The 19,085-nt window shown below is 46.6% G+C and carries 19 protein-coding genes; 11 read left to right on the top strand and 8 right to left on the bottom strand.

Annotated features, from left to right (window positions below; translation table 11 throughout):
* Window positions 1–61 precede the first annotated feature (61 nt).
* The 4 genes from ACQP6D_RS03015 to tsaB form a co-directional block, all read right to left on the bottom strand.
* On the bottom strand, window positions 62–2,035 hold the full coding sequence (locus ACQP6D_RS03015) for a cation:proton antiporter (protein WP_370389360.1): 1,974 nt from the start codon (window positions 2,033–2,035) through the stop codon (window positions 62–64).
* Window positions 2,036–2,125: 90 nt separating this feature from the next.
* Window positions 2,126–2,977, bottom strand: a complete 852-nt coding sequence (locus tag ACQP6D_RS03010; RefSeq protein ID WP_427857397.1) for a uracil-DNA glycosylase — start codon at window positions 2,975–2,977, stop codon at window positions 2,126–2,128.
* The gene (gene rimI / locus ACQP6D_RS03005; RefSeq protein WP_427857396.1) at window positions 2,971–3,402 is read right to left on the bottom strand and encodes a ribosomal protein S18-alanine N-acetyltransferase; all 432 of its coding nucleotides are present in this window, start codon (window positions 3,400–3,402) and stop codon (window positions 2,971–2,973) included. Before rimI ends, ACQP6D_RS03010 begins: the two co-directional genes overlap by 7 nt.
* The gene (tsaB, locus tag ACQP6D_RS03000; protein WP_427857395.1) at window positions 3,399–4,082 is read right to left on the bottom strand and encodes a tRNA (adenosine(37)-N6)-threonylcarbamoyltransferase complex dimerization subunit type 1 TsaB; all 684 of its coding nucleotides are present in this window, start codon (window positions 4,080–4,082) and stop codon (window positions 3,399–3,401) included. Before tsaB ends, rimI begins: the two co-directional genes overlap by 4 nt.
* A gap of 247 nt (window positions 4,083–4,329) precedes the next feature.
* On the opposite strand from tsaB, the gene gluQRS reads away from it, so the two are divergent.
* The 9 genes from gluQRS (at window position 4,330) to ACQP6D_RS02955 (ending at window position 13,573) form a co-directional block, all read left to right on the top strand.
* The gene (gene gluQRS / locus ACQP6D_RS02995) at window positions 4,330–5,223 is read left to right on the top strand and encodes a tRNA glutamyl-Q(34) synthetase GluQRS (protein ID WP_427857472.1); all 894 of its coding nucleotides are present in this window, start codon (window positions 4,330–4,332) and stop codon (window positions 5,221–5,223) included.
* 38 nt (window positions 5,224–5,261) lie between these two features.
* Window positions 5,262–6,965, top strand: a complete 1,704-nt coding sequence (gene cydD / locus ACQP6D_RS02990; RefSeq protein ID WP_427857394.1) for a thiol reductant ABC exporter subunit CydD — start codon at window positions 5,262–5,264, stop codon at window positions 6,963–6,965.
* On the top strand, window positions 6,962–8,620 hold the full coding sequence (locus ACQP6D_RS02985; RefSeq protein ID WP_427857393.1) for an amino acid ABC transporter ATP-binding/permease protein: 1,659 nt from the start codon (window positions 6,962–6,964) through the stop codon (window positions 8,618–8,620). Before cydD ends, ACQP6D_RS02985 begins: the two co-directional genes overlap by 4 nt.
* 399 nt (window positions 8,621–9,019) lie before the next feature.
* Window positions 9,020–10,564, top strand: a complete 1,545-nt coding sequence (locus ACQP6D_RS02980; RefSeq protein ID WP_267408195.1) for a cytochrome ubiquinol oxidase subunit I — start codon at window positions 9,020–9,022, stop codon at window positions 10,562–10,564.
* 9 nt (window positions 10,565–10,573) lie between these two features.
* Entirely contained in the window at window positions 10,574–11,722 is a 1,149-nt protein-coding gene (gene cydB / locus ACQP6D_RS02975; RefSeq protein WP_427857392.1) for a cytochrome d ubiquinol oxidase subunit II, read from the top strand.
* Window positions 11,723–11,780: 58 nt separating this feature from the next.
* Window positions 11,781–11,903: a cytochrome bd-I oxidase subunit CydX gene (gene cydX / locus ACQP6D_RS02970; protein ID WP_427857391.1), complete on the top strand. Its 123-nt coding sequence runs from the start codon at window positions 11,781–11,783 to the stop codon at window positions 11,901–11,903.
* Window positions 11,904–12,153: 250 nt separating this feature from the next.
* The gene (locus ACQP6D_RS02965) at window positions 12,154–12,435 is read left to right on the top strand and encodes a hypothetical protein (RefSeq protein ID WP_427857390.1); all 282 of its coding nucleotides are present in this window, start codon (window positions 12,154–12,156) and stop codon (window positions 12,433–12,435) included.
* 263 nt (window positions 12,436–12,698) lie between these two features.
* A complete protein-coding gene (locus ACQP6D_RS02960; protein ID WP_427857389.1) occupies window positions 12,699–13,061 on the top strand; it encodes a DUF423 domain-containing protein in 363 nt (120 codons plus the stop codon).
* A gap of 29 nt (window positions 13,062–13,090) precedes the next feature.
* The gene (locus tag ACQP6D_RS02955; RefSeq protein ID WP_267408193.1) at window positions 13,091–13,573 is read left to right on the top strand and encodes a hypothetical protein; all 483 of its coding nucleotides are present in this window, start codon (window positions 13,091–13,093) and stop codon (window positions 13,571–13,573) included.
* Between the two features lie 100 nt (window positions 13,574–13,673).
* On the opposite strand, the gene ACQP6D_RS02950 is transcribed toward ACQP6D_RS02955, so the two are convergent.
* The 3 genes from ACQP6D_RS02950 to ACQP6D_RS02940 all read right to left on the bottom strand — a co-directional run bounded on the left by ACQP6D_RS02950 (window position 13,674) and on the right by ACQP6D_RS02940 (window position 16,354).
* Entirely contained in the window at window positions 13,674–15,044 is a 1,371-nt protein-coding gene (locus tag ACQP6D_RS02950; protein WP_427857388.1) for an NAD-dependent succinate-semialdehyde dehydrogenase, read from the bottom strand.
* Between the two features lie 178 nt (window positions 15,045–15,222).
* Complete coding sequence (locus tag ACQP6D_RS02945) at window positions 15,223–15,912, bottom strand: LrgB family protein (protein ID WP_427857386.1); 690 nt, start codon at window positions 15,910–15,912, stop codon at window positions 15,223–15,225.
* Window positions 15,913–15,949: 37 nt separating this feature from the next.
* Complete coding sequence (locus ACQP6D_RS02940; RefSeq protein ID WP_367413061.1) at window positions 15,950–16,354, bottom strand: CidA/LrgA family protein; 405 nt, start codon at window positions 16,352–16,354, stop codon at window positions 15,950–15,952.
* 102 nt (window positions 16,355–16,456) lie between these two features.
* Here ACQP6D_RS02940 and ACQP6D_RS02935 point away from each other — a divergent pair, with 102 nt between their 5' ends.
* Window positions 16,457–17,350, top strand: coding sequence for a LysR substrate-binding domain-containing protein (locus tag ACQP6D_RS02935; protein WP_427857385.1), 894 nt, complete (start codon window positions 16,457–16,459; stop codon window positions 17,348–17,350).
* A 616-nt stretch (window positions 17,351–17,966) separates the two neighbouring features.
* Window positions 17,967–18,212 (top strand): hypothetical protein, encoded by a 246-nt coding sequence (locus ACQP6D_RS02930; RefSeq protein WP_369608924.1) that lies wholly within the window; start codon window positions 17,967–17,969, stop codon window positions 18,210–18,212.
* A gap of 101 nt (window positions 18,213–18,313) precedes the next feature.
* Here the strand turns inward: ACQP6D_RS02930 and coaD are convergent, their stop codons facing one another.
* Window positions 18,314–18,829, bottom strand: coding sequence for a pantetheine-phosphate adenylyltransferase (gene coaD, locus ACQP6D_RS02925; protein ID WP_367440326.1), 516 nt, complete (start codon window positions 18,827–18,829; stop codon window positions 18,314–18,316).
* Between the last annotated feature and the right edge of the window lie 256 nt (window positions 18,830–19,085).

Genomic DNA, 19,085 nt, shown 5'->3' with positions numbered 1-19,085 from the left:
TTGGGAAAGACGCTATTAAACCAGATATGCTGTCGGCTGGCAAGTGTTGGATGTGAAAAAATTAGCTTGTACCTTGTAATGACCAGTTTTCAAAGAGTATTACTTTGTCTCTAGGACCAAGTACGACAAGTGTATCTTCGGCCTTAAACTGAAAATCAGGACTGAATGCGCGTAGCTGATGTGCATTGCGGCGTACGGAAAGTAGTTTGATTTTTAGTTTCTCAAGTGGGAGTTCGTTGATGCTTTTGCCGACGAGAAAAGCATCAGGTGGTAGGGTGAAGGCTTGACGATAGTAATGTATGTTTTCTTCGGACAGTTCATCATCGCTGCCAGCAAACAGGCCTTCGAGCGCTTGGTAGCGGTTTTGGCGGATGCGCTGCATGATTTGATACACTTCATCAAATGGTTTTCCGGAACTGAGCAATGCTTGGCTGGCCAATGTCAGGCTTGATTCTTTTTCGTCGGAGACGATGTCGTCTGCACCCATGTTGGTAAACACTGGAATGTTGTCGTCGTTGGTTACGCGCACGATTACAGGCATGGTGGGTGCAATAAGCATGATGTTGTTGAGGATGTGTTTGGCCTCGGTCATGTTGTTGATGGTAATGAGTACGGTATTGGCTCGTTTCAAGCCTGCTGCCTGCAAAACTTCCTGTCGTTTGGCATCACCAAAGGTGACTGGTTCACCGGCCGCTTTGGCTGTGGCAACGCGCTCAGCATCCAAATCAATGGCATAGTAGGGTGTGTCTTCTTGTTGCAATATGCGGGCGATGCTCTGGCCGCAACGTCCAAAGCCGATGATAAGGATGTGGTCGGACTTGCTCATGGTTTCAACGAGTATGGTTTGCAAGTCTGCAGCCTGTTCGTCCCAGCTGCGTTTTACCAATAATCCTGAGAGTTTATCTGCACTTTTCATGATAAAGGGCGCCAGTATCATGGAGAGTAGGATGGCGGCGATGGCAGCTTGTTGCAAATTGAGTGAGATAAGTCCAAGCGCACCGCTGATGGCAAGCATAACAAAACCAAATTCGCCTCCTTGTGCCAGATACAAGGCTGTTTTTGTGCTGTCGCTGCTGTTTTCTTTCATGTAGCGGCCAATGCCGTAGAGAACCCCTGCTTTAAGGACAATGAGAAGAGCACATAGAACCAGTATCATGAGCCAGCTGGATTGTAATACTTGTATGTTTAGCTTCATGCCAATGGTGATAAAGAAAAAACCGAGGAGAATGTCGCGGAAGGGGCGAATGTCGTCTTCTACTTGATAACGGTATTCGGTTTCGGATATCAGCATGCCTGCAACGAATGCACCAAGTGCCAGTGACAGGCCGGCTAATTGGGTGAGATAGGCCACGCCAAGGGTCACCAGCAATACGTTTATCATGAAAAGTTCACTGGACTTGGTACGTGCAATTAAGCGAAACCATACGGGCATGATTCTGCTGCCGACTATCAGCAACAAACCAAGTGCCAGTGCCATAGTTAGAAGTGCTTTGCCCATTTGCAGTATTAGGCCGTCACTACTGTGTGCTAGTGCTGGAAACAGAATCATTAAGGGTACGACGGCTATGTCCTGCATCAGCAGTACGCCCATAATCATGTGGCCGTAATGTTGGCTGAGTTCGTTTTTTTCAACCATAATGCGGCTGACGATAGCGGTAGACGACATCGTCATGGCAGCAGCAAGGGTAAAAGCCCATGTAAGTTGAATCCCCATCAGCCCAAAAATGATAAACAGGGCTAGGAGCGTAAGGATAACTTGTAGTCCTCCTAGTCCAAGTACCAGCCGGCGCATGGCTTTGAGTTTGCCAATGGAAAATTCAAGTCCGATGCTGAACATGAGGAAGGTGATGCCGATTTCACCGATGAATTCAGTGGCATGGCTTTGGTTAATTAAATGCAGCCAGCCCGGACCGGCCATAAAACCGACGACGAGATAGCCAAGCATGGCGGGAATGTGCAGACGTCGGCAGATGATGGCGGCCAAAACGGCTACCAAAAGAATCATCACGACAGGGCCAAGAGAAATATGCATAATTCTTTGATTTTATTTAATTAAAATTTTATTATCATATTTTAACATAGATGTTTTGGCTTGTGCGGATAATCCTGAGTATTGCTGATTTTTTCAGGTGAGTTTATGTAAATATTTGCGCAATTGTTTTAATGCGGTCCATGCTGTGGCTTTTAAATGGCTTTGGCGCAATAATCTTGCCGGATGAGGAGAGATGACATAGGGAATGTTGTGCAGATTCTGAGCCAGCACTGATTGATCAAGGCGGCTGAATGTTTGTCCTAAAAGTAATATTGCCTGAGGCTGAATGTGTTTGATTTGTGCACTCAGATAAGGCAGACATGCTTGCAGCTGTTCGCTGGTTACTTTAAGACTAACATTGGGCGCACATTTTACTTGACTGGTATAGAAAACTTCATCTGAGCTAATGTTGATGGCGGCGAGCATATTGCTAAGCAGTTGGCCGACTTCGCCGCTGAATAGTTGCTGATTGCTGTCGTCAGGTGGTGCCGGATTGGTGCTGATAACCAGTAGACGAGCATTTGCCGAACCATAGCCAGATAGGGGCGTGCAGCGCTCCTGATGGAGGTTGCAGCGAGTGCAGGCAGCTAATGCTTCGGGTATGGCTTCGTAGCTGAGTTTTAAATTGTCTGTTGTGCTCTGGCTGCAGAAGTTTTGCCGTTCTTCAGTTTGAGTGGTGGTCGTGGTATCTCTAGCTGCTTGAGGTGGCTGCCTGATGATGTGTTGAAGGGCTGCGTGGTGTGAATGATGGATAGTTTCTTTTGTTGTTGGATTCTGTATGGCACTGGTACTGGAATGTACGGATTCGCCAGGCGGTGCAGGTTGCTTAGCTGTGACGGTTTGTGCCGGAGCTGGCTGTACGGGGAGCAGGCAGGCAGTCTGTGCCAACCACATCGGTCCCAGCCCGAGTGCTTCGTGTAAATACAGATAACGGCTGTCTAACATCGTTTTTCCATGATTATGGCATCTTCACCATTTTGGTAATAGCTTTTGCGCAAGCCACAGTTTTCAAAACCATTGCACTTGTACAGCTTGATGGCGCCCATGTTGCTGGTGCGTACTTCGAGCAATATACGGTCGATAGTCTCTGATTGTACACAGTGAAAGAGATGATTTAATAATTGCTGAGCATAGCCTTGGCGTCTGTGTGCCGGATGGGTGTCAAGCAGGTGAATTTCTGCTTCATTCGGTATTTTTTGCCATACTAGCATGGCTACGATGCCATGTTCGGGTAGGTCGACAACCCAAACGGGTTGCGGTGCAGAGATAATGGTGGTTAGCTGTGCTGTAGACCATGGTGATGGATTGCAAAGCTGTTCTAGCGTTTCCAAAACTGGAATGTCGGTTAGTTGAGCAGGACGTATGGTCATGCTGGCTGTCCTGTTGAACGTCTGGCCGCTTGTTCGGTGGCGGTTAAGGCAATTTTGTTACGCACATAATGTAGGCTTGCTTCTGCAGCGGTGGTTACGGGATAGCGCCCGGTTAAAGCCAGTTGTGCATATACGTCTGCTTGTGGCATTTGGTTTTGCCCTGTGACGGGTAACTCAATATCCAATGCATAAGCGTTGCCGACACCGGTGCCATGGAGATGGCCGTCTGGCAGGTGGATGTTGCTGGCACTGTCAACGCGATAATCAGTGAGGCGGTTCAGATTACGGGTGTCATACCAGGCATAAAAGAGTTCGTTCATGCGGGCATCGGTAGCCGCCAGTACGCATGGTTGATCTGGCATCTGTGCAGCCACAGCGTCCAGACAAGGTATACCAATCAGAGATAGGTTGTTCGGCAAAGCTAAACCGGTTGCTACCCCCAGTCCGATGCGAAGACCGGTAAAAGCCCCCGGCCCTTGTGCATAGACTATGCCATTCAGGTCGGCTAGGGTTAGGTTTGCTGTTTCCAGCAGTTGCCGGATACGCGGTAATATCAGTTCAGACTGTTTTGCGCCCACTGCTTCGTAAATGCTGTGGGTATGTCCGTTGTGATGAAGGCCTAATGATAGGTAGCCGGTGCTGGTATCGATCACCAGCAGACGTGAATTGGTACTGATCATGGTGTGTCAGAATGTTTAGATGGGTGGATTATACCTTTTTATAGCTTTTTAAATGACCCTGATGTCTGAGTTTGCTGTATCCATTATGACCGGGGCAGGGCTAATAAATGCTATTATGGGGTAAATTTTAATAATTAATTGTTTATCTTGCAGAGCTTGCTGCTATGTGAATTGGGTGGTTTGTTCTTTTGCAAATGGAATGTCAAGTTGCAGGTGATGTTCAGGATGGAAGCGGTTTGTGGCTGAGATGTATGTGGGGCGGTTTGCGCCCAGTCCGACTGGTTTATTGCATATTGGTTCACTGCTGACGGCTGTGGCTTCGTATCTGGATGCACGCAGCCGGCAGGGACGTTGGCTGGTGCGTATGGAAGATTTGGATCCGCCGCGGGAAATGCCCGGTGCGGCTGCTTCTATTTTGTCGACACTGGAGGCATTTTCGCTGTACTGGGATGGTGAGGTGGTGTATCAGAGCCGCCGCCATCATTTGTATGCAGCGGCATTGGATGCCTTGCGTGCACAGAATAGAGTCTATCCTTGTTTTTGTAGTCGTAAGACGGTGCAGGCTGAAGCACGGGGTATGGGTGTGGATGGCGTAATTTATGGTGGTAGATGTGCATTAAATGATGCAGCGATATATGCAGTTGCGCATAAGCCTCCGGCATGGCGTTTACGCACAGATACAGCCATTATCGGTTTTCAGGATGCGGTACAGGGCTGGCAGCAGCAGTGTCTGGCTAGTGATACGGGCGATTTTATTTTGCTGCGTGCGGATGGCTGCTGGGCTTATCAGCTGGCGGTGGTGGTCGATGATGCAGCACAGGGTGTAAATCATGTGGTGCGTGGTCAGGATTTGCTGGTGTCGACGCCACGGCAGATTTATGTACAGCAGTTGTTAGGTCTTGCTCAGCCTGAGTATGCTCATTTGCCGTTGTTAACAAATGCGCAGGGTCAGAAGTGGTCGAAGCAGACGCGGGCACCGGCACTGGATTTGCGTCGACGTGAGGATTTGTTACGGCAGGTTTTGCTTTATCTGGGGCTGCCGCTGGCGCCGCAAGTGGATAGTTTGGCGGATTTGCTGGAATGGGCGGTATTGCATTGGCGGCTAGAGCGTGTTCGGCCACACGCTATTGTGGCTGAATAGTTTTAGGTAAGGGATTTTAGATTAAAGGGAGAAGCAGGTTGGCTACACCAAATGTTCAAGCATTTTCTGCGCGTTTTTATCTGCGTATGTGGCAAAAGCGCCAGCGTCGGTCTTTCCGGCTGGCATGGGTGCTGATGCTGACGGCAGCGGTATTAATTATCGTGCAAAGTGCTTTATTGGCCAATCTGTTTGCATTGTGGCTGGGTGGTGAGAATGTGATGGCGGTTCTCCGCCAGTTTCTGCCTTATTTGCTGGTGTGTTGGTTGCTGCGACCGTTGCTGAATTATTTTAAAGATCGGTTGGTGGCGCAAGCCAGTGCGTCTATCCGCATGCAGCTACGCAGCCAGTTGTTAAGCGCTTTGGCTTTTCTGGGGCCGGAACGCAGCCAATATGGCAGTGATGGCGCGCTGTCTTCCTTGGTGTTGGAGCAGGTGGATGCGCTAGATGGTTATTTTAGCCATTATGTGCTGCAACAGCAGTTGGCAGCACTGATGCCATTGCTGATTGCAGCGGCAACCTGTTTTTACAGTCCTTTTGCAGCGGCTTTGTTGTTGCTGACGGCACCATTGGTGCCGGTGTTTATGATTCTGCTAGGGCAGGCTGCTGCGCGAAAAAATCGGGCGCAATTGTCGGCGCTTGCTGCATTGAGCGGTCGGTTTCTAGATTTATTGCGTGGTCTGCCGACGTTACGTCGGCTGGGGGCACAGCAGATTGCGCAGCAGGCAATTGATTCGGCTGCTCATACCTACCGCAAGCGTACTATGGCAGTGCTGCGTCTGGCATTTCTGTCTACGGCGGTGTTGGAGTTGTTTGCTTCCTTGGCGATTGCACTGGTGGCGGTGTATCTGGGATTGGGGCTACTGGGTGTGTTGCCGTGGGCAAATGGTCAGGTGCCGGTACCTTATCAGGGGGCGTTGTTTATTTTGCTGCTGGCTCCTGAATTTTATGCGCCGCTGCGCCAGCTAGGTGCGAATTATCATGATAAGGCCAAAGCGGAAGCGGCAGCAGAGGCATTAATCCCTTTGTTTGAAGTTACTGAAACGGTGACAGCGTCCACTGCTGAGGTGGATTTTGTATTGCAGAGTCCGCCTGAGCTGCGAGGTGAATATCTGGTGGTTTACGGGCGAGATAAGCGGGTGAGGTTGCCTCAGTTTAGTTTCAGTGTACAGGCTGGCGAGCGGGTGCTGCTGCGGGGCGCCAGTGGTAGTGGTAAGTCGAGTCTGTTGCAGGCTTTGCTTGGATTTGCACCTTACTCCGGTATTTTACGGATTAATCAATATGATTATGTCGATTTGAATCTGCCACTACTCAGACAATCGGTGGCTTATCTGGCGCAGTCGCCGCCGATTTTGGCGTTGTCGATTGCTGATAATTTGCGGCTGGCTAATGCCAGTGCTTCAGATGAGCAGTTGCGTGAAGTGTTGCAGCAGGTGGGTTTGTGGGTGCTGGTACAGAGGCTGCCGGCTCAGTTAAATACGCTATTGGGTGAGCGAGGCAAAGGATTGTCAGGTGGCCAGTTGCAACGTCTAGCGCTGGCACAGATGCTGCTGCGCAATTCCCCTTTGTGGCTGTTGGATGAGCCGACTGCACATTTGGATGCGCAAACAGCAGAAGAAATTATGCGGTTACTGGACAGACTCAGCTACGGCAAGACGGTGTTGCTAGTGAGCCATGATGTGAGTTATGCATGTTGGACTGACCGAGAAATAATGCTGTCTTCTGAGCAGGAGCGGGTGCGATGAAACGTTATGATTTGTTGTGGTCGGGGCGGGAGCTGAAGTTATCGGGTCTTTTACGCAGCCAGCAGGGTGCGTGGATTCTGGCGTGGTTTCTAGGGCAGGCTACGGCAATTGCTGGTATTGCTCTGCTGGCTCTGTCCGGCTGGTTTATTACGGCGGCAGGGCTGGCAGGAATGGTGAGTCTGGCTACGGCTTATACCTTTAATTATTTTACGCCAGCAGGAGTTATCCGCTTGCTGGCTATTTTACGTACGGCTGGACGCTATGGCGAGCGTCTGGGTTCGCACGATGCGGTACTGGGATTGCTGGCTGATTTGCGTAGTGGTCTGTTTGCGCGGTTGGCCGCTGCCAGACAGCAGCAAGTGAGCTCGCTTCAGCAGATGCATCGGTTATTAAGTGATATTGAACTCTTGAATAATTGGCCGCTAAATGTGGTGTTGCCATGGTTGTGGGCGTTTATGTTGTTGCTGGGTATTCTTGGTTTAACTCTGGTTGTAGCCGGTGGCGGGCTAACGCTGGCTCTGAGTATTCCTTTGGTTCTGGCAACACTGGTAATTCCGGCACTGGCTGCTGGCTACGGGCAGAATTGGGGTCGTCGGCAAGCGATGCAGGCAGAAATTCGACGAACTGCTTTACTGCAACCACTGGAGGCGCTAACCGCACTATTGCAATGGCAGCAATGGCCACGTTTTGCGACTGCATTTTTTGCAGAGGATGGGAGTTATGTTGGCGCGCAGCTAAGTCAGCAGCGGCTGGCGGGTAAAGTGGTGCTGCTACAGCAGTTGTGTCTCGCAGCAGCGGCTGCGGTGCTATTGTGGCAGGGTAGTGCTTTGTTGAGTACGGGAAAGTTGTCTGTGGCGATGTTGCTAGCTTTGCTGCTGGCAATATTCGGCTTTGCTGAGCTGGTATTGGTGCTGGGAATGAATGTGATGACTTTTGGTTTGTGTCGCGCCGCCTGTACCCGTCTCAATGCGATTGTGCCCAGCGGTGTGCCGGTGTCTGAACCAAAAAAAGATTTACCTCTGCAACTGCATTTGCAGGCAAGAAATTTGTGTGCGCGCTGGCCGCAGGCACTGAATGGTGCTGAGCATATTAGTTTCGATGTGAAAAACGGGGATATTTTATTGTTGCAAGGTGCCTCCGGTGCCGGTAAGTCTACTTTACTGGCGGTGCTGGCCGGAGAGCTGGAGGCAAATGATGGTGAGCTAAGCTGTAATGGTAGGCCGTTTGCGCATTGGCAATGGACAAGGCAGGTGGGATATCTGGCACAGCAGCTAGATATTTTTGATTTAACGCTGGCAGAGAATCTGCGGCTGGGCAAAGCGGACGCGACTGATGAAGAGCTATGGGCAGTGCTGGCCAGTGTGGGGCTGATGGTGTGGGCTGAGCATCAGCCTAAGCAGCTGGATACGCCGCTGGGAGAATACGGTGCCGCAGTTTCAGGCGGGCAGGCGCGACGGATTGCACTGGCTCGATTGTTGCTGCGCCCTTATGTGCTGCTGATTCTGGATGAACCTTTTGCAGGTATGGATGAAGATACGCAGTTTGCACTGGCTGCAATGCTTCAGCAACATCAGCAGCATGGCATTTTGGTTGTGGCCAGCCATCAAGCTAATCCATGGCCACAAGCACAGGTTTTGCAAGTAGGCACGAGTTGAGCGGTATGTCTTTATTGCAGTATGCGTATTGATACAGCCACATTGTGGCTGTTTTTATTTTGAAAAGAAACACGTTGTTTGATTTAAATCAAGTTAATGCTGTGCAGATAATAAATATTGATAAATCCATTGTTTTATAATTTATACTTATATGTGTATGAATTTTTTAAGTTGTAGAGTAAGTATTTTCTAATTATGTGTGATATCTTTTCGGTAATTTATAATCAAACTTTACAATTTTAAATTTATTCTAATTATAAGTATTTGAAAAATTTTATGTTAAGTTTCATATTCTCGATTTGAATAGTATTATTTTATCTATGTAATTGGGATATATGTGCTATTCGGGCTGTGATTTTACTGAATAAAATTTAATTAATTAAAACAAGGAACAAGGCTATGGATTTGGTGGAGCTGTCTCGGCTGCAGTTTGCTCTAGTCGCGCTTTATCATTTTTTGTTTGTGCCGCTCACAATTGGGATGACATGGATTCTGGTCATTATGGAATCAGTATATGTGCTAACCGGCAAGCAAATTTATAAGGATATGACGCGTTTCTGGGGTAAATTATTCGGTATCAATTTCGCACTTGGGGTGACTACCGGTATTACCATGGAATTCCAGTTTGGTACCAACTGGTCTTATTACTCACATTATGTGGGTGATATTTTTGGTGCCCCTCTGGCAATTGAAGGTCTGATGGCTTTCTTTCTTGAATCTACGTTTGTAGGTTTGTTCTTTTTTGCTTGGGATCGCTTGAGTCGTCCTGGCCATCTGCTGGTTACGGTGCTGATGGCGCTGGGTACCAATTTGTCTGCATTGTGGATTTTGGTAGCCAATGGTTGGATGCAGGATCCGGTGGGTGCGCATTTCAATTTTGAATCTATGCGCATGGAAATGACCAGCTTTTCGGAAATCTTTCTGAACGAGGTGGCGCAAAATAAATTCGTGCATACAGTTTCCGCCGGTTATGTGACTGGTGCAATTTTCGTGATGGCGATTTCTGCCTGGTATATGTTGAAGCGTCAGGATGTGGAATTTGCTAAGAAAAGTTTCCGTATCGCGGTGGGTTTTGGTGTGGCTTCGATTTTGTCGGTGATAGTGCTTGGTGATGAATCCGGCTATACGGTTGGTAAATCACAGCAAACCAAAATGGCTGCGCTAGAAGCCATGTGGGAAACAGAACCGGCGCCAGCTTCTTTTAATTTAATTGCTCTGCCCAATGAAGATGCGATGAAAAATGATTTTACAGTCCGGATTCCATGGGCAATGGGCTTGATTGGTACGCGCTCGTTGGATAAGCAAATTCCGGGAATTAAGGAAATCATTGTTGACAACATTGAGCGTATCCGTAACGGACGTGAAGCAGTAATTGCACTGGAAGCATTGCGTAAAAATCGTTCTGATGAGCTGGCTAAAGAAAACCTGAAAAAATATGGTGATGATTTAGGCTTTGGTTTACTGCTGAAATCATATGTACCAGATGTGCGGCAGGCTACTGAAGCTGATATTGCACATGCGGCGCGGGAAACTATTCCGCGTGTGGCTCCGATGTTCTGGAGTTTCCGCATTATGGTGCTGTGCGGATTTCTGATGCTGTTATTGATGGCAGTGGCATTTTATGCTTCGGTTAAAAATAATTTTGCTGAAAAGCGCTGGTTGCTGAAATGGACGTTCTGGAGTCTGCCTCTGCCATGGCTGGCTTGTGAAGCAGGATGGTTTGTGGCCGAATATGGCCGCCAGCCATGGACGGTATACGGCGTGCTGCCCACTAATCTGTCTGTATCTTCGTTAACTGCCGCCAACATCTGGGGTTCTATTTTCGGCTTTGTGACTTTGTACACGATACTGCTGATTGTGGAAGTTTATCTGATGGTACGGTTTTCGCGTCAGGGACCGGGCTCGCTGGGCACGGGTCGTTATGCCAATGAAGCAGAGCATTAGGAGTTGAGCATGGAATTCTTGGATTATCCGGTATTGAAATTCATCTGGTGGTTACTGCTGGGCGTGCTGCTGATCGGCTTTGCCATAATGGATGGACAAGACATGGGGGTTGGCGCTTTGCTGCCGTTTGTGGGCAAAAACGATAATGAGCGCCGTGTGATTATTAATACGGTAGGCCCGCATTGGGATGGCAATCAAGTATGGTTTATTACTGGAGGTGGCGCGATTTTTGCTGCTTGGCCATATGCATATGCTACTGCTTTTTCCGGTTTTTACTGGGCCATGATGGCCGTATTGTGGGCGCTGTTTTTCCGGCCGGTGGGGTTTGATTACCGCAGTAAAATTAATAATCCTCTATGGCGCTCCAGCTGGGACTGGTTATTGTTTGTAGGCAGTTTTGTGCCGCCGCTGATTTTTGGTGTTGCATTCGGCAATCTGCTTTTAGGGGTGCCATTTCATTTTGATGATGATTTGCGTTCTTTCTACACCGGTAGTTTCTGGGGGCTGCTAAATCCATTTAGTCTATTGTGCGGTGTGGTTTCAGCAGCAATGATTATTTTCCACGGTGCCATTTATCTGGCTTTACGTACGGAAGATGTGGTGAAAAAACGTGCGCTACAAGCAAGTACCATCGCGCTAATAGTGGTAGTGGTGACCTTTTCTTTGGCTGGTCTGTGGATTAATTTTGGTATCAAGGGTTACAGCATGGTAGCTGGTAGCTATCTACCAGCAGCCGCACCCGACCCACTCCACAAACAAGTGGTCACCGCCACGGGTGCGTGGATGCAAAACTATCAGCAATATCCGCTGTTGCTGGTGATTCCGGTGCTGGCTTATCTGGGCTTTATTCTGGCTTGGCTGCTGGCCAAAAATGGTAAAGCATTTGCAGCGTTTTGGTCGTCTGCACTGGGTCTAGCTGGAGTGATTGCTACTGCTGGTGTGGCTATGTTTCCATTTATCATGCCATCCAATACCGATTTGCGTTCGAGTTTAACAGTATGGGATGCTAGCTCCAGTGAATTTACTTTGAAAGTAATGCTGGTGGCTGCAGTTATCTTTGTGCCGATTGTGCTGTTTTATACCAGCTGGTGCTACCGTGTGATGCGCGGTAAGGTAACCAGTGAGCATATCCGCCGCAACGATCACAGCGCATATTGATAACGTAGTACCTGCCGGTGCGCACCGGCAGGTATGGCTAAACAGACGGGAGTATATTATGTGGTATTTTGCTTGGTGTTTGGGCATTGGTTTTGCCATATTGCTGGGTGTAGTGAATGCATTATGGGGCGAATATCAGCAGGATAGAGATTCTTTAGAGCAGAACTCATCAGAACCATAAGAAAATTTATGCAGAATCAGGCTGAGCGGAATAAGCTCAGGTAATCTGAACAGTTCCTTTGGTTTGCTGTATACCTATGTAACGGGTATACAGCTTTTTTTGCTTACGGCGTATATTCATTGAGTGGTGAAAGTATCTAGATGGTTGCTCCTTTTGCGGTAAATGTGGGTTGAAGAGATTAATTTTTCTGGAAATTTTTGCATTTTTATATTATTATGTTTGATGGATATTCTCTTCGGAAAGGACTCCGATGAATAAATTGATACGTAATGGCTTGATGTTTTCTGTTTCTATGCTGCTGGCTATGAGCGCTGGCGCTAAGGATATTAAAATTGACGGCAACAATACTTCCTATGCACCGGAAGAAGTGCAAAAGCTGGCCAGCACTGCTGTAAAAATGGGTGTGAAAGAGCCTCTGAATATGAATTTGGCCGCTGGAAGTCTGACAGTATCTGGCGCCAGCAGTACTAAATGTGTGATTAAAGTAGGCACAGGACAGACACCGCAGATTGCTGGTATCAGTTGCAAATAAGCTGCTGATTCAAGCTTTTCCTGTAAAGAATATAAAACAGGCCAATCGTTGGGATTGGCCTGTTTTTTACTGGCAATTTGGCTCAGGGCGATGGTATAAGCGATTGATGCTCGATCGGTGGTGGGTCACCTAGTAGTAATGTGGTTTGTTATCCACACGGGTGGAAGATATACTGTGATTATCTGGCAGAAACAGAGTATATGGGTGTCTGATATATGATCAGTAAAACAGATTTTATGATTGAATAAATTAAGGGGAATGATATGTGGTTAGGTACGGCAGCAATAAATCTAGCTCTAGCGGTAATGCTCGGTGCATTTGGTGCACATGGTTTAAAGCAGATGGCCAGTGCACAGCAGCTTGAATGGTGGCATACAGCCACACAGTATTTTTTTTGGCATGCACTGGGATTGCTGATGCTCGGTGTGCTGGCCAGAACTGTACCGGCTTTTGCCGTTAAAACTCCATTCTGGCTGTTGCAGCTGGGGCTAATTATTTTTTGTGGCTCATTGTATCTGATGGCTTTAGGTTTACCGCGCTGGCTGGGTGCTGTAACACCAGTAGGTGGGGTAACAATGATTATTGGCTGGTTAACGCTAGCTTGGATGGCGTTTAAGCAGTCTTAGCGGCAATTTTGCCAGACAGGAGGTATGGTATGCGCAGTACGGTTTACGTCATAATGTTGGCTTGGTTTGTGGCTGCTTTTCTGAGTGCCTGTCATCGAGTTACAGCAAAAGCGGCAAAAGGTTTGGTGCCCCAAGCACAGGCTGTTACTACCGTCCCTTATCAAGAGGCAAGACACTATTTTATTAAAAATACGGTCAACCGGCCGGTACCAAGGCATATCAATACTGCATCCGAGTTTTCACGTTATTTTGCTATGGCTGCAACTATGGGACCTAATGGTCAGCCAACACCGATTGATTTTAACACTCACGATGTTCTGGTTTATGATGCTGGAATTGTGCAGCGGCAGCTTGATATCACCCCTATGGCACTCAGTCGCACGCGGGATAAACTGATATTAGATATACGTATCCACAACGGTACCGCGCTTGATTATCAGATGCATCCGTTTGTATTATTGATTGTGCCAAAAAATTTGCCTCAGCAGGTGGATTTTAATATCCGAAAATAAATATTTGTTTGAGTTGGGTGTTGATGTGTTCTAGAGATGGCATAGGTGAAGTGCAAAAAAGCAGTCTGAATAACAGACTGCTTTTTTTAATAAAGAAAATTTATTCCTGACCAACTACTACCAGTTTGTGGTTTACGAATTCTTTAATGCCCAGATCGCTCAGTTCGCGGCCGAAACCGGAGCGTTTTACTCCGCCAAATGGCAGCTCAGCCACTGAATCCCCAAAGCGGTTGATGAATACCATACCGGTTTCGATACGGGAAGCCAGTTTTTTAGCGCGTTCGATGTCTTTCGAAAACACAGTTCCGCCCAGCCCAAAATTAGAATCATTGGCCAGAGCGACAGCTTCATCATCATTTTTCACCACATACAGCTGCGCTACCGGACCAAAAAATTCTTCAAAATAAGCTGGATTGTCGCGGCTGATATCAGTAATCAGGGTAGGGGTAAAGAAGTTACCTTCAGCCGGTTGATTGCCGCATAATACTTTGGCGCCATGGCTGATAGCTGCATCAAGTTGTTTCTGCAAATCCTCTTTGCCCTTGCGAGATGATAGCGGTGCGAGTGTGGTATGTTCATCTAGTGGATCTCCCATTACCACATTGGCAAAATCTTCTTTGACAATTCGGATAAACTCTTCGGCCACTTGTTCATGCACGATAAATCGTTTTGCGGCGATACATACTTGTCCGGCATTGAACAGGCGGCCACCAACGGCCGTATGTGCTGCTGCTGCCACGTCTGCATCTTCAGTCACTACAAAGACATCATTGCCACCCAGCTCCATGGTGGCTTTTTTCAATTTGCTGCCAGCCTGTCCGGCTACTATGCTGCCGGCACCTTCAGAACCGGTGAGTGCCACGCCTTGTACGCGCTTGTCGCTAATAATAGTGGCAATCTGCTGTGTGCTAACAAACAAATTGGTATAGGCGCCGGCTGGTGCATTGGCTTCGTGCAGCAAATCTTCCATCAGTTGTGCACATTGCGGCACATTGCTTGCATGTTTGGCAACCACTGGATTGCCAACAGCCATTGCTGGCGCAATCACACGAATCAATTGATATATTGGAAAATTCCATGGTTCAATCGCCAGAATAATTCCGATGGGATGATGTTCTACCCAGCCTTTACCTAGCTTGCTTGGATAAGCTACTGGTTTGAGTAATTCTGCCGCCTGTTCGGCATAATACTGCACGATTTCAATGCAGTTAACCACTTCATTTCGACTTTCGGCCAGACGTTTACCCATATCCTGAGTAATGATTCGAGCAATTTTTTCTTGATGCAGCGTCATCACATCTGCTAGACGGCGTAATAGAGCCTGTCTGTCACTCATGTTTTGTGGCTGCGACCACGCAGACTGATACAGCGCATAGGCCTTAGTGAGGATGTTTTCTACTTCAGCGTCTGTGTGATTGTTGAAAGTTTTAGTCAGTTCGTTGGTGAACGGATTGAGAGATTGATATGCCATGTGTAGCTACTCCCTATAGATATGCTATTAAGAATGTTTTGTCTGTAAATATATAAGACAAGAGAAACGTGCCGTCTGGTAATTACCAGTGCGGCTTTAATGTGATAAGGAATAGAAATAAGATGCCGAGAATCATTGTACGGCAGCGGTAAATATTTTGTAAAGTGAGGTTTAGTCTTTACAGCCACACAATAAACCGTACCAGCATCGGGCCGATCAGCACCATAAATAAACCAGCTAATATCATGGTCAGACTGGCAACCACCCCTTCATCGGCATTGCGCTGAATGGCGCGTGAGGTACCGAAACCATGAGCAGCGTTACCAAAAGCGGCACCATTAGCAAGATGCAGGCGGCTGCGGCTGAAAGCCAGTGTGATGTCACCAAACAGCATGCCGGCTAATCCAGTGATGATGGTAAACACCGATACCAGTGCGGCCGAGCCATGGATTTTATCCGCCAGCTCAATCGCAAACGGCGTGGAAACAGACCGTGCCATCAGGCTATAAGTAACTTCATGATTAAAATGAAACAAACGAGCCATAAGATAGGCACTGCCGACACCAACAGACATGCCAACAATAATGGCCGCCAAGAGTATTGGTAGCTGCCGCTTCATCACCTCGCGATATTGGTAAATGGGGATGGCAAAAGCCACTGTGGCCGGTCCGAGCAGGCCAGATATATAACGTGTGTATTGATTGTAATCGGCGTAGCTAATGTTGAGCCACTGCATCACCGCAATGGTGATGACACTAAATGTAATAGCAGGGGATAACAGCATAATGGGTTTGGCGCGATAACATTTTTTGGCCAATGCATACAGCACGATGGTCCAGATAAAGCAGCCGGCAGCAATGATATTCATATAGGTTTTCTAAGCAGGAAAAATGATTATTGGTTTTTTAGATATGGCGGCGCTTAATCCAGGCACGTCGCAAGCGGTAACAGTATTTCAGCGTCAGAGCTGTACTGCTCATCACCAGAAAGGTGCCGCTGACGATACTTACAATCAATTGCCAGCCTTCAGCCATAAAAAGTGCTTTATATTGCACCACCGCAATCAGAATAGGCATGAAGTACAGCATCAGCTCTCCGAGTAGCGCCTGTGCTCCACTGGATACCCACGACAGCTTGATTATTTTCAGTTGTAAAAGCACTAACAGCAGAAACAAACCGATTACACCAGCGGATAGAGGAATATGCGTAACTTTTTCAATACCGAGTCCAGCTATCCAGAACAATATAATCACGCCGATCTGACTGCAGATACGCAAGCAGTTAGCCGGACAAAGGTGTAAGATATTCATATTGGCTTTCCTGATGCCATTAATTCAGGCGCTAAATTATAGTAAGCCTTATTAGGCGTAATATGAATTATAAGTTTTTTATTATTCTTTTTCTGAATAATTATGATTGATATAAAAGCACTTCAGTGCTGGGTGGCTTTGGTTCAGAATCATAGCTTTTCCGCCACCGCAGAAAAACTGGCTTTATCGCAGCCCAGCGTAAGCAAAATAATACATACATTAGAAAATGAACTAAATGTAGCATTACTTTATAAAGGTGAAAACGGCCGCAAACGACTGGTACAGCCTACCGAAATTGGTCAGCGTGTCTATGATCGTTCGCAGCAGATACTGAATCAGGTCAATCTCTTGCAACAGGAAGTTGCGGATTACCGCAAATTAAAATCCGGTACCTTGCGCATTGGTATGTCCCTGCTTGGGAGCCGTTTACTTACGCCGGTTTTCTTCCGTTTTCATCAGCAATGTCCAGATATTGAGCTGGCGTTTATCGAATCCGGCACCCGCGATATCGAAGCTGCTTTGCTGGATAACCGGCTGGATGCCGGTCAGCTGCTGCTACCGGTAAGCGATGAATTTAACCACATTCCCTTGTGCGATTACCCGCTGATGGTATTGTTTCCACGAAAAAGGCTGGCTAATATTCCCGAATCGATATCGCTGCGCAGCTTGCGTGATGAATCTTTTATTCTGTTTAGCCGAGGTTTTGCTCTATATGAGCGCATTGTCAATGCCTGCCGCGATCAGGGCTTTGAACCGAATGTTGTTTGCTGTACCAGCCAGTGGGAGCTATTGCGAGATATGGTAGAGAAAGAAATAGGTATTGCTTTACTGCCACGCTATTATACTGATGATTTTGATAGCAAAGTGTTTGCAGCCGTCCCTCTCATAGATCCTACAATCAACTGGCGTTTATCTATGGCGTGGCCGCGCCATAAAAAGCTGACGCCGGCACTTAAAGCGTGGCTAAATGTGGTGCGACAAGAATTCGCACAATAACAATTTCTACAATTAATGTTTATTAATATTAGTCTGATAAGAAAACGTTACAGATAGACATGCACTCTAGACAGCTTCCTCTCGTCTTGAGCATAAATAGCGCATTAGTAAAAAGCCAGTAAAAGAAATATATACTGTACGCAGCCATACAGATAAGTGAAAACCTGAGTTACATATAAGGCTAAAAGTTTTGCACTGAGCTGAATATTTACTACCAGAAGCAGTAGCGGTAAGAGCAGTGTGCGTATCATGCTATGATTTAAAAGATGAAGCCGAAATAATAGTAGCTATTCTAAATGCAATCAGTGTAAGAAATGCTGGAAGAGTAGGAATGGCCACTTTTATATGGCCATGCACAGAGCAGGCGGTCAAAATCAAATCTTTAACACCTTCATCTACTGAATACATGTATCCTATTAGGGTATGTATCGTATTGTGTACGTTTCTGCTTCGAAAAAACAGATAGATTGATTTTTAAGTTTTTAATTAAAACTTAAGTGCAAATTTAATATAAATATATTTCAGAATATAAATATTAAGTTTAAAATAAATTTGAGGTATAAATTATTAAAACCTCAGAAAATAATATTTAAATTACTTATGGAGATAAAATGATATGTCTGCAAATAAAAAAACGTCTTCAGCAATAGCATCCAATGCAGCTAAGACTTTAAAAAAACCTGATGCTTCCAAAATTCAAAAGGAGCTTGCCGCTTCTGCCTTGGCTCAATCCAGTACCAATAAACAAACCGGAAAGAAAATAGAAACCATTGCATCGAAGGCTTTAAAAAGTTCAAAATATAGTGAAGAAACCAAATCCTTAGCCGGCTCGGTATTAAGCCAATCGAATAGCAAAAATTAAAGAAATCCGAGTGGATAGACTAAACCGACAATTACATTAAAACCAGTAAACCTTGGCTGGTTTACTGGTTTCAGAGCCGGAATCTAAATGTGCTGTACTGTTTAGTGTTCCTGATACAAATGATCCTGCATAATTTTTTCATACACCGCATCTGGTACATAGCGACGTATCATCGCCTGCCAGTTCTGCGGACCCACCATACCTTTTACCATGGTTGACGAGACTTCGGCATACTCTCGCGGTGGCATCAGAAAAACTGTAGAAATATCCGGTTGTAAATCATGATTGATATGGCGCATCGAACGTTCATATTCATAATCCGAAGCAGTACGGATACCGCGTACGATGAAATCGGCGCCGATACTACGGGCATAATTAACCAAATACTGATTCTGAAAACTAGAAATTTTCACATTAGGAAAATTGGCGGTAATGGCACGCAACATATTCTTACGCTCTTCTATGGTGTAAGTAGTTGCTTTTTCAGGATTCACGCCAATCGCAACTACTAGCTCATCAAACAACGGCTGGGCTTCGCGAATCATCCATAAATGGCCATTTGTCGGCGGATCAAAACTGCCGGCATATACAGCACGGCGGACATTCGAATTAGTCATTAGTGTGTGTTCCAAGCAGCTTTCTGGGTTATTTCATTGAATTAAATGCGACAGATTGCTGGATATTCATAATTTAATTGTAAACCGATGGTGTTTTTTTTCAATGCCGGCAAAAACAAAGCTGCGCAGCTTAATCAGTTATGTGTGTCTTGTCAAAGCCTGCACCTTTCCAAGGTAACTGCAGCACCGTCACACTTAAAAGCGTAAATAATGGTTAATGAGTGCATGCAGGTTCAGGTTTGGGCGCAAACTTATA

This window comes from Snodgrassella sp. CS2 (assembly GCF_050310315.1).
In the GTDB taxonomy this organism is placed as follows: domain Bacteria; phylum Pseudomonadota; class Gammaproteobacteria; order Burkholderiales; family Neisseriaceae; genus Snodgrassella; species Snodgrassella alvi_E.
Note: the sequence above shows the minus strand (reverse complement) of the source record. Positions and strands in the feature narration are given on the sequence as shown.

Excerpts from the sequence above, each read along its gene's own strand:
- ACQP6D_RS02965 (WP_427857390.1), top strand. The coding sequence starts at position 12,154 with ATGAATAAATTGATACGTAATGGCTTGATGTTTTCTGTTTCTATGCTG.
- ACQP6D_RS02980 (WP_267408195.1), top strand. The coding sequence starts at position 9,020 with ATGGATTTGGTGGAGCTGTCTCGGCTGCAGTTTGCTCTAGTCGCGCTT.
- tsaB (WP_427857395.1), bottom strand. The coding sequence starts at position 4,082 with ATGATCAGTACCAATTCACGTCTGCTGGTGATCGATACCAGCACCGGC.
- ACQP6D_RS02930 (WP_369608924.1), top strand. The coding sequence starts at position 17,967 with ATGTCTGCAAATAAAAAAACGTCTTCAGCAATAGCATCCAATGCAGCT.
- gluQRS (WP_427857472.1), top strand. The coding sequence starts at position 4,330 with ATGTATGTGGGGCGGTTTGCGCCCAGTCCGACTGGTTTATTGCATATT.
- cydX (WP_427857391.1), top strand. The coding sequence starts at position 11,781 with ATGTGGTATTTTGCTTGGTGTTTGGGCATTGGTTTTGCCATATTGCTG.
- rimI (WP_427857396.1), bottom strand. The coding sequence starts at position 3,402 with ATGACCATACGTCCTGCTCAACTAACCGACATTCCAGTTTTGGAAACG.
- ACQP6D_RS02945 (WP_427857386.1), bottom strand. The coding sequence starts at position 15,912 with ATGAATATCATTGCTGCCGGCTGCTTTATCTGGACCATCGTGCTGTAT.
- cydB (WP_427857392.1), top strand. The coding sequence starts at position 10,574 with ATGGAATTCTTGGATTATCCGGTATTGAAATTCATCTGGTGGTTACTG.
- ACQP6D_RS02950 (WP_427857388.1), bottom strand. The coding sequence starts at position 15,044 with ATGGCATATCAATCTCTCAATCCGTTCACCAACGAACTGACTAAAACT.
- ACQP6D_RS03010 (WP_427857397.1), bottom strand. The coding sequence starts at position 2,977 with ATGTTAGACAGCCGTTATCTGTATTTACACGAAGCACTCGGGCTGGGA.
- coaD (WP_367440326.1), bottom strand. The coding sequence starts at position 18,829 with ATGACTAATTCGAATGTCCGCCGTGCTGTATATGCCGGCAGTTTTGAT.
- ACQP6D_RS02955 (WP_267408193.1), top strand. The coding sequence starts at position 13,091 with ATGCGCAGTACGGTTTACGTCATAATGTTGGCTTGGTTTGTGGCTGCT.
- ACQP6D_RS02985 (WP_427857393.1), top strand. The coding sequence starts at position 6,962 with ATGAAACGTTATGATTTGTTGTGGTCGGGGCGGGAGCTGAAGTTATCG.
- ACQP6D_RS02960 (WP_427857389.1), top strand. The coding sequence starts at position 12,699 with ATGTGGTTAGGTACGGCAGCAATAAATCTAGCTCTAGCGGTAATGCTC.
- ACQP6D_RS02935 (WP_427857385.1), top strand. The coding sequence starts at position 16,457 with ATGATTGATATAAAAGCACTTCAGTGCTGGGTGGCTTTGGTTCAGAAT.
- ACQP6D_RS02940 (WP_367413061.1), bottom strand. The coding sequence starts at position 16,354 with ATGAATATCTTACACCTTTGTCCGGCTAACTGCTTGCGTATCTGCAGT.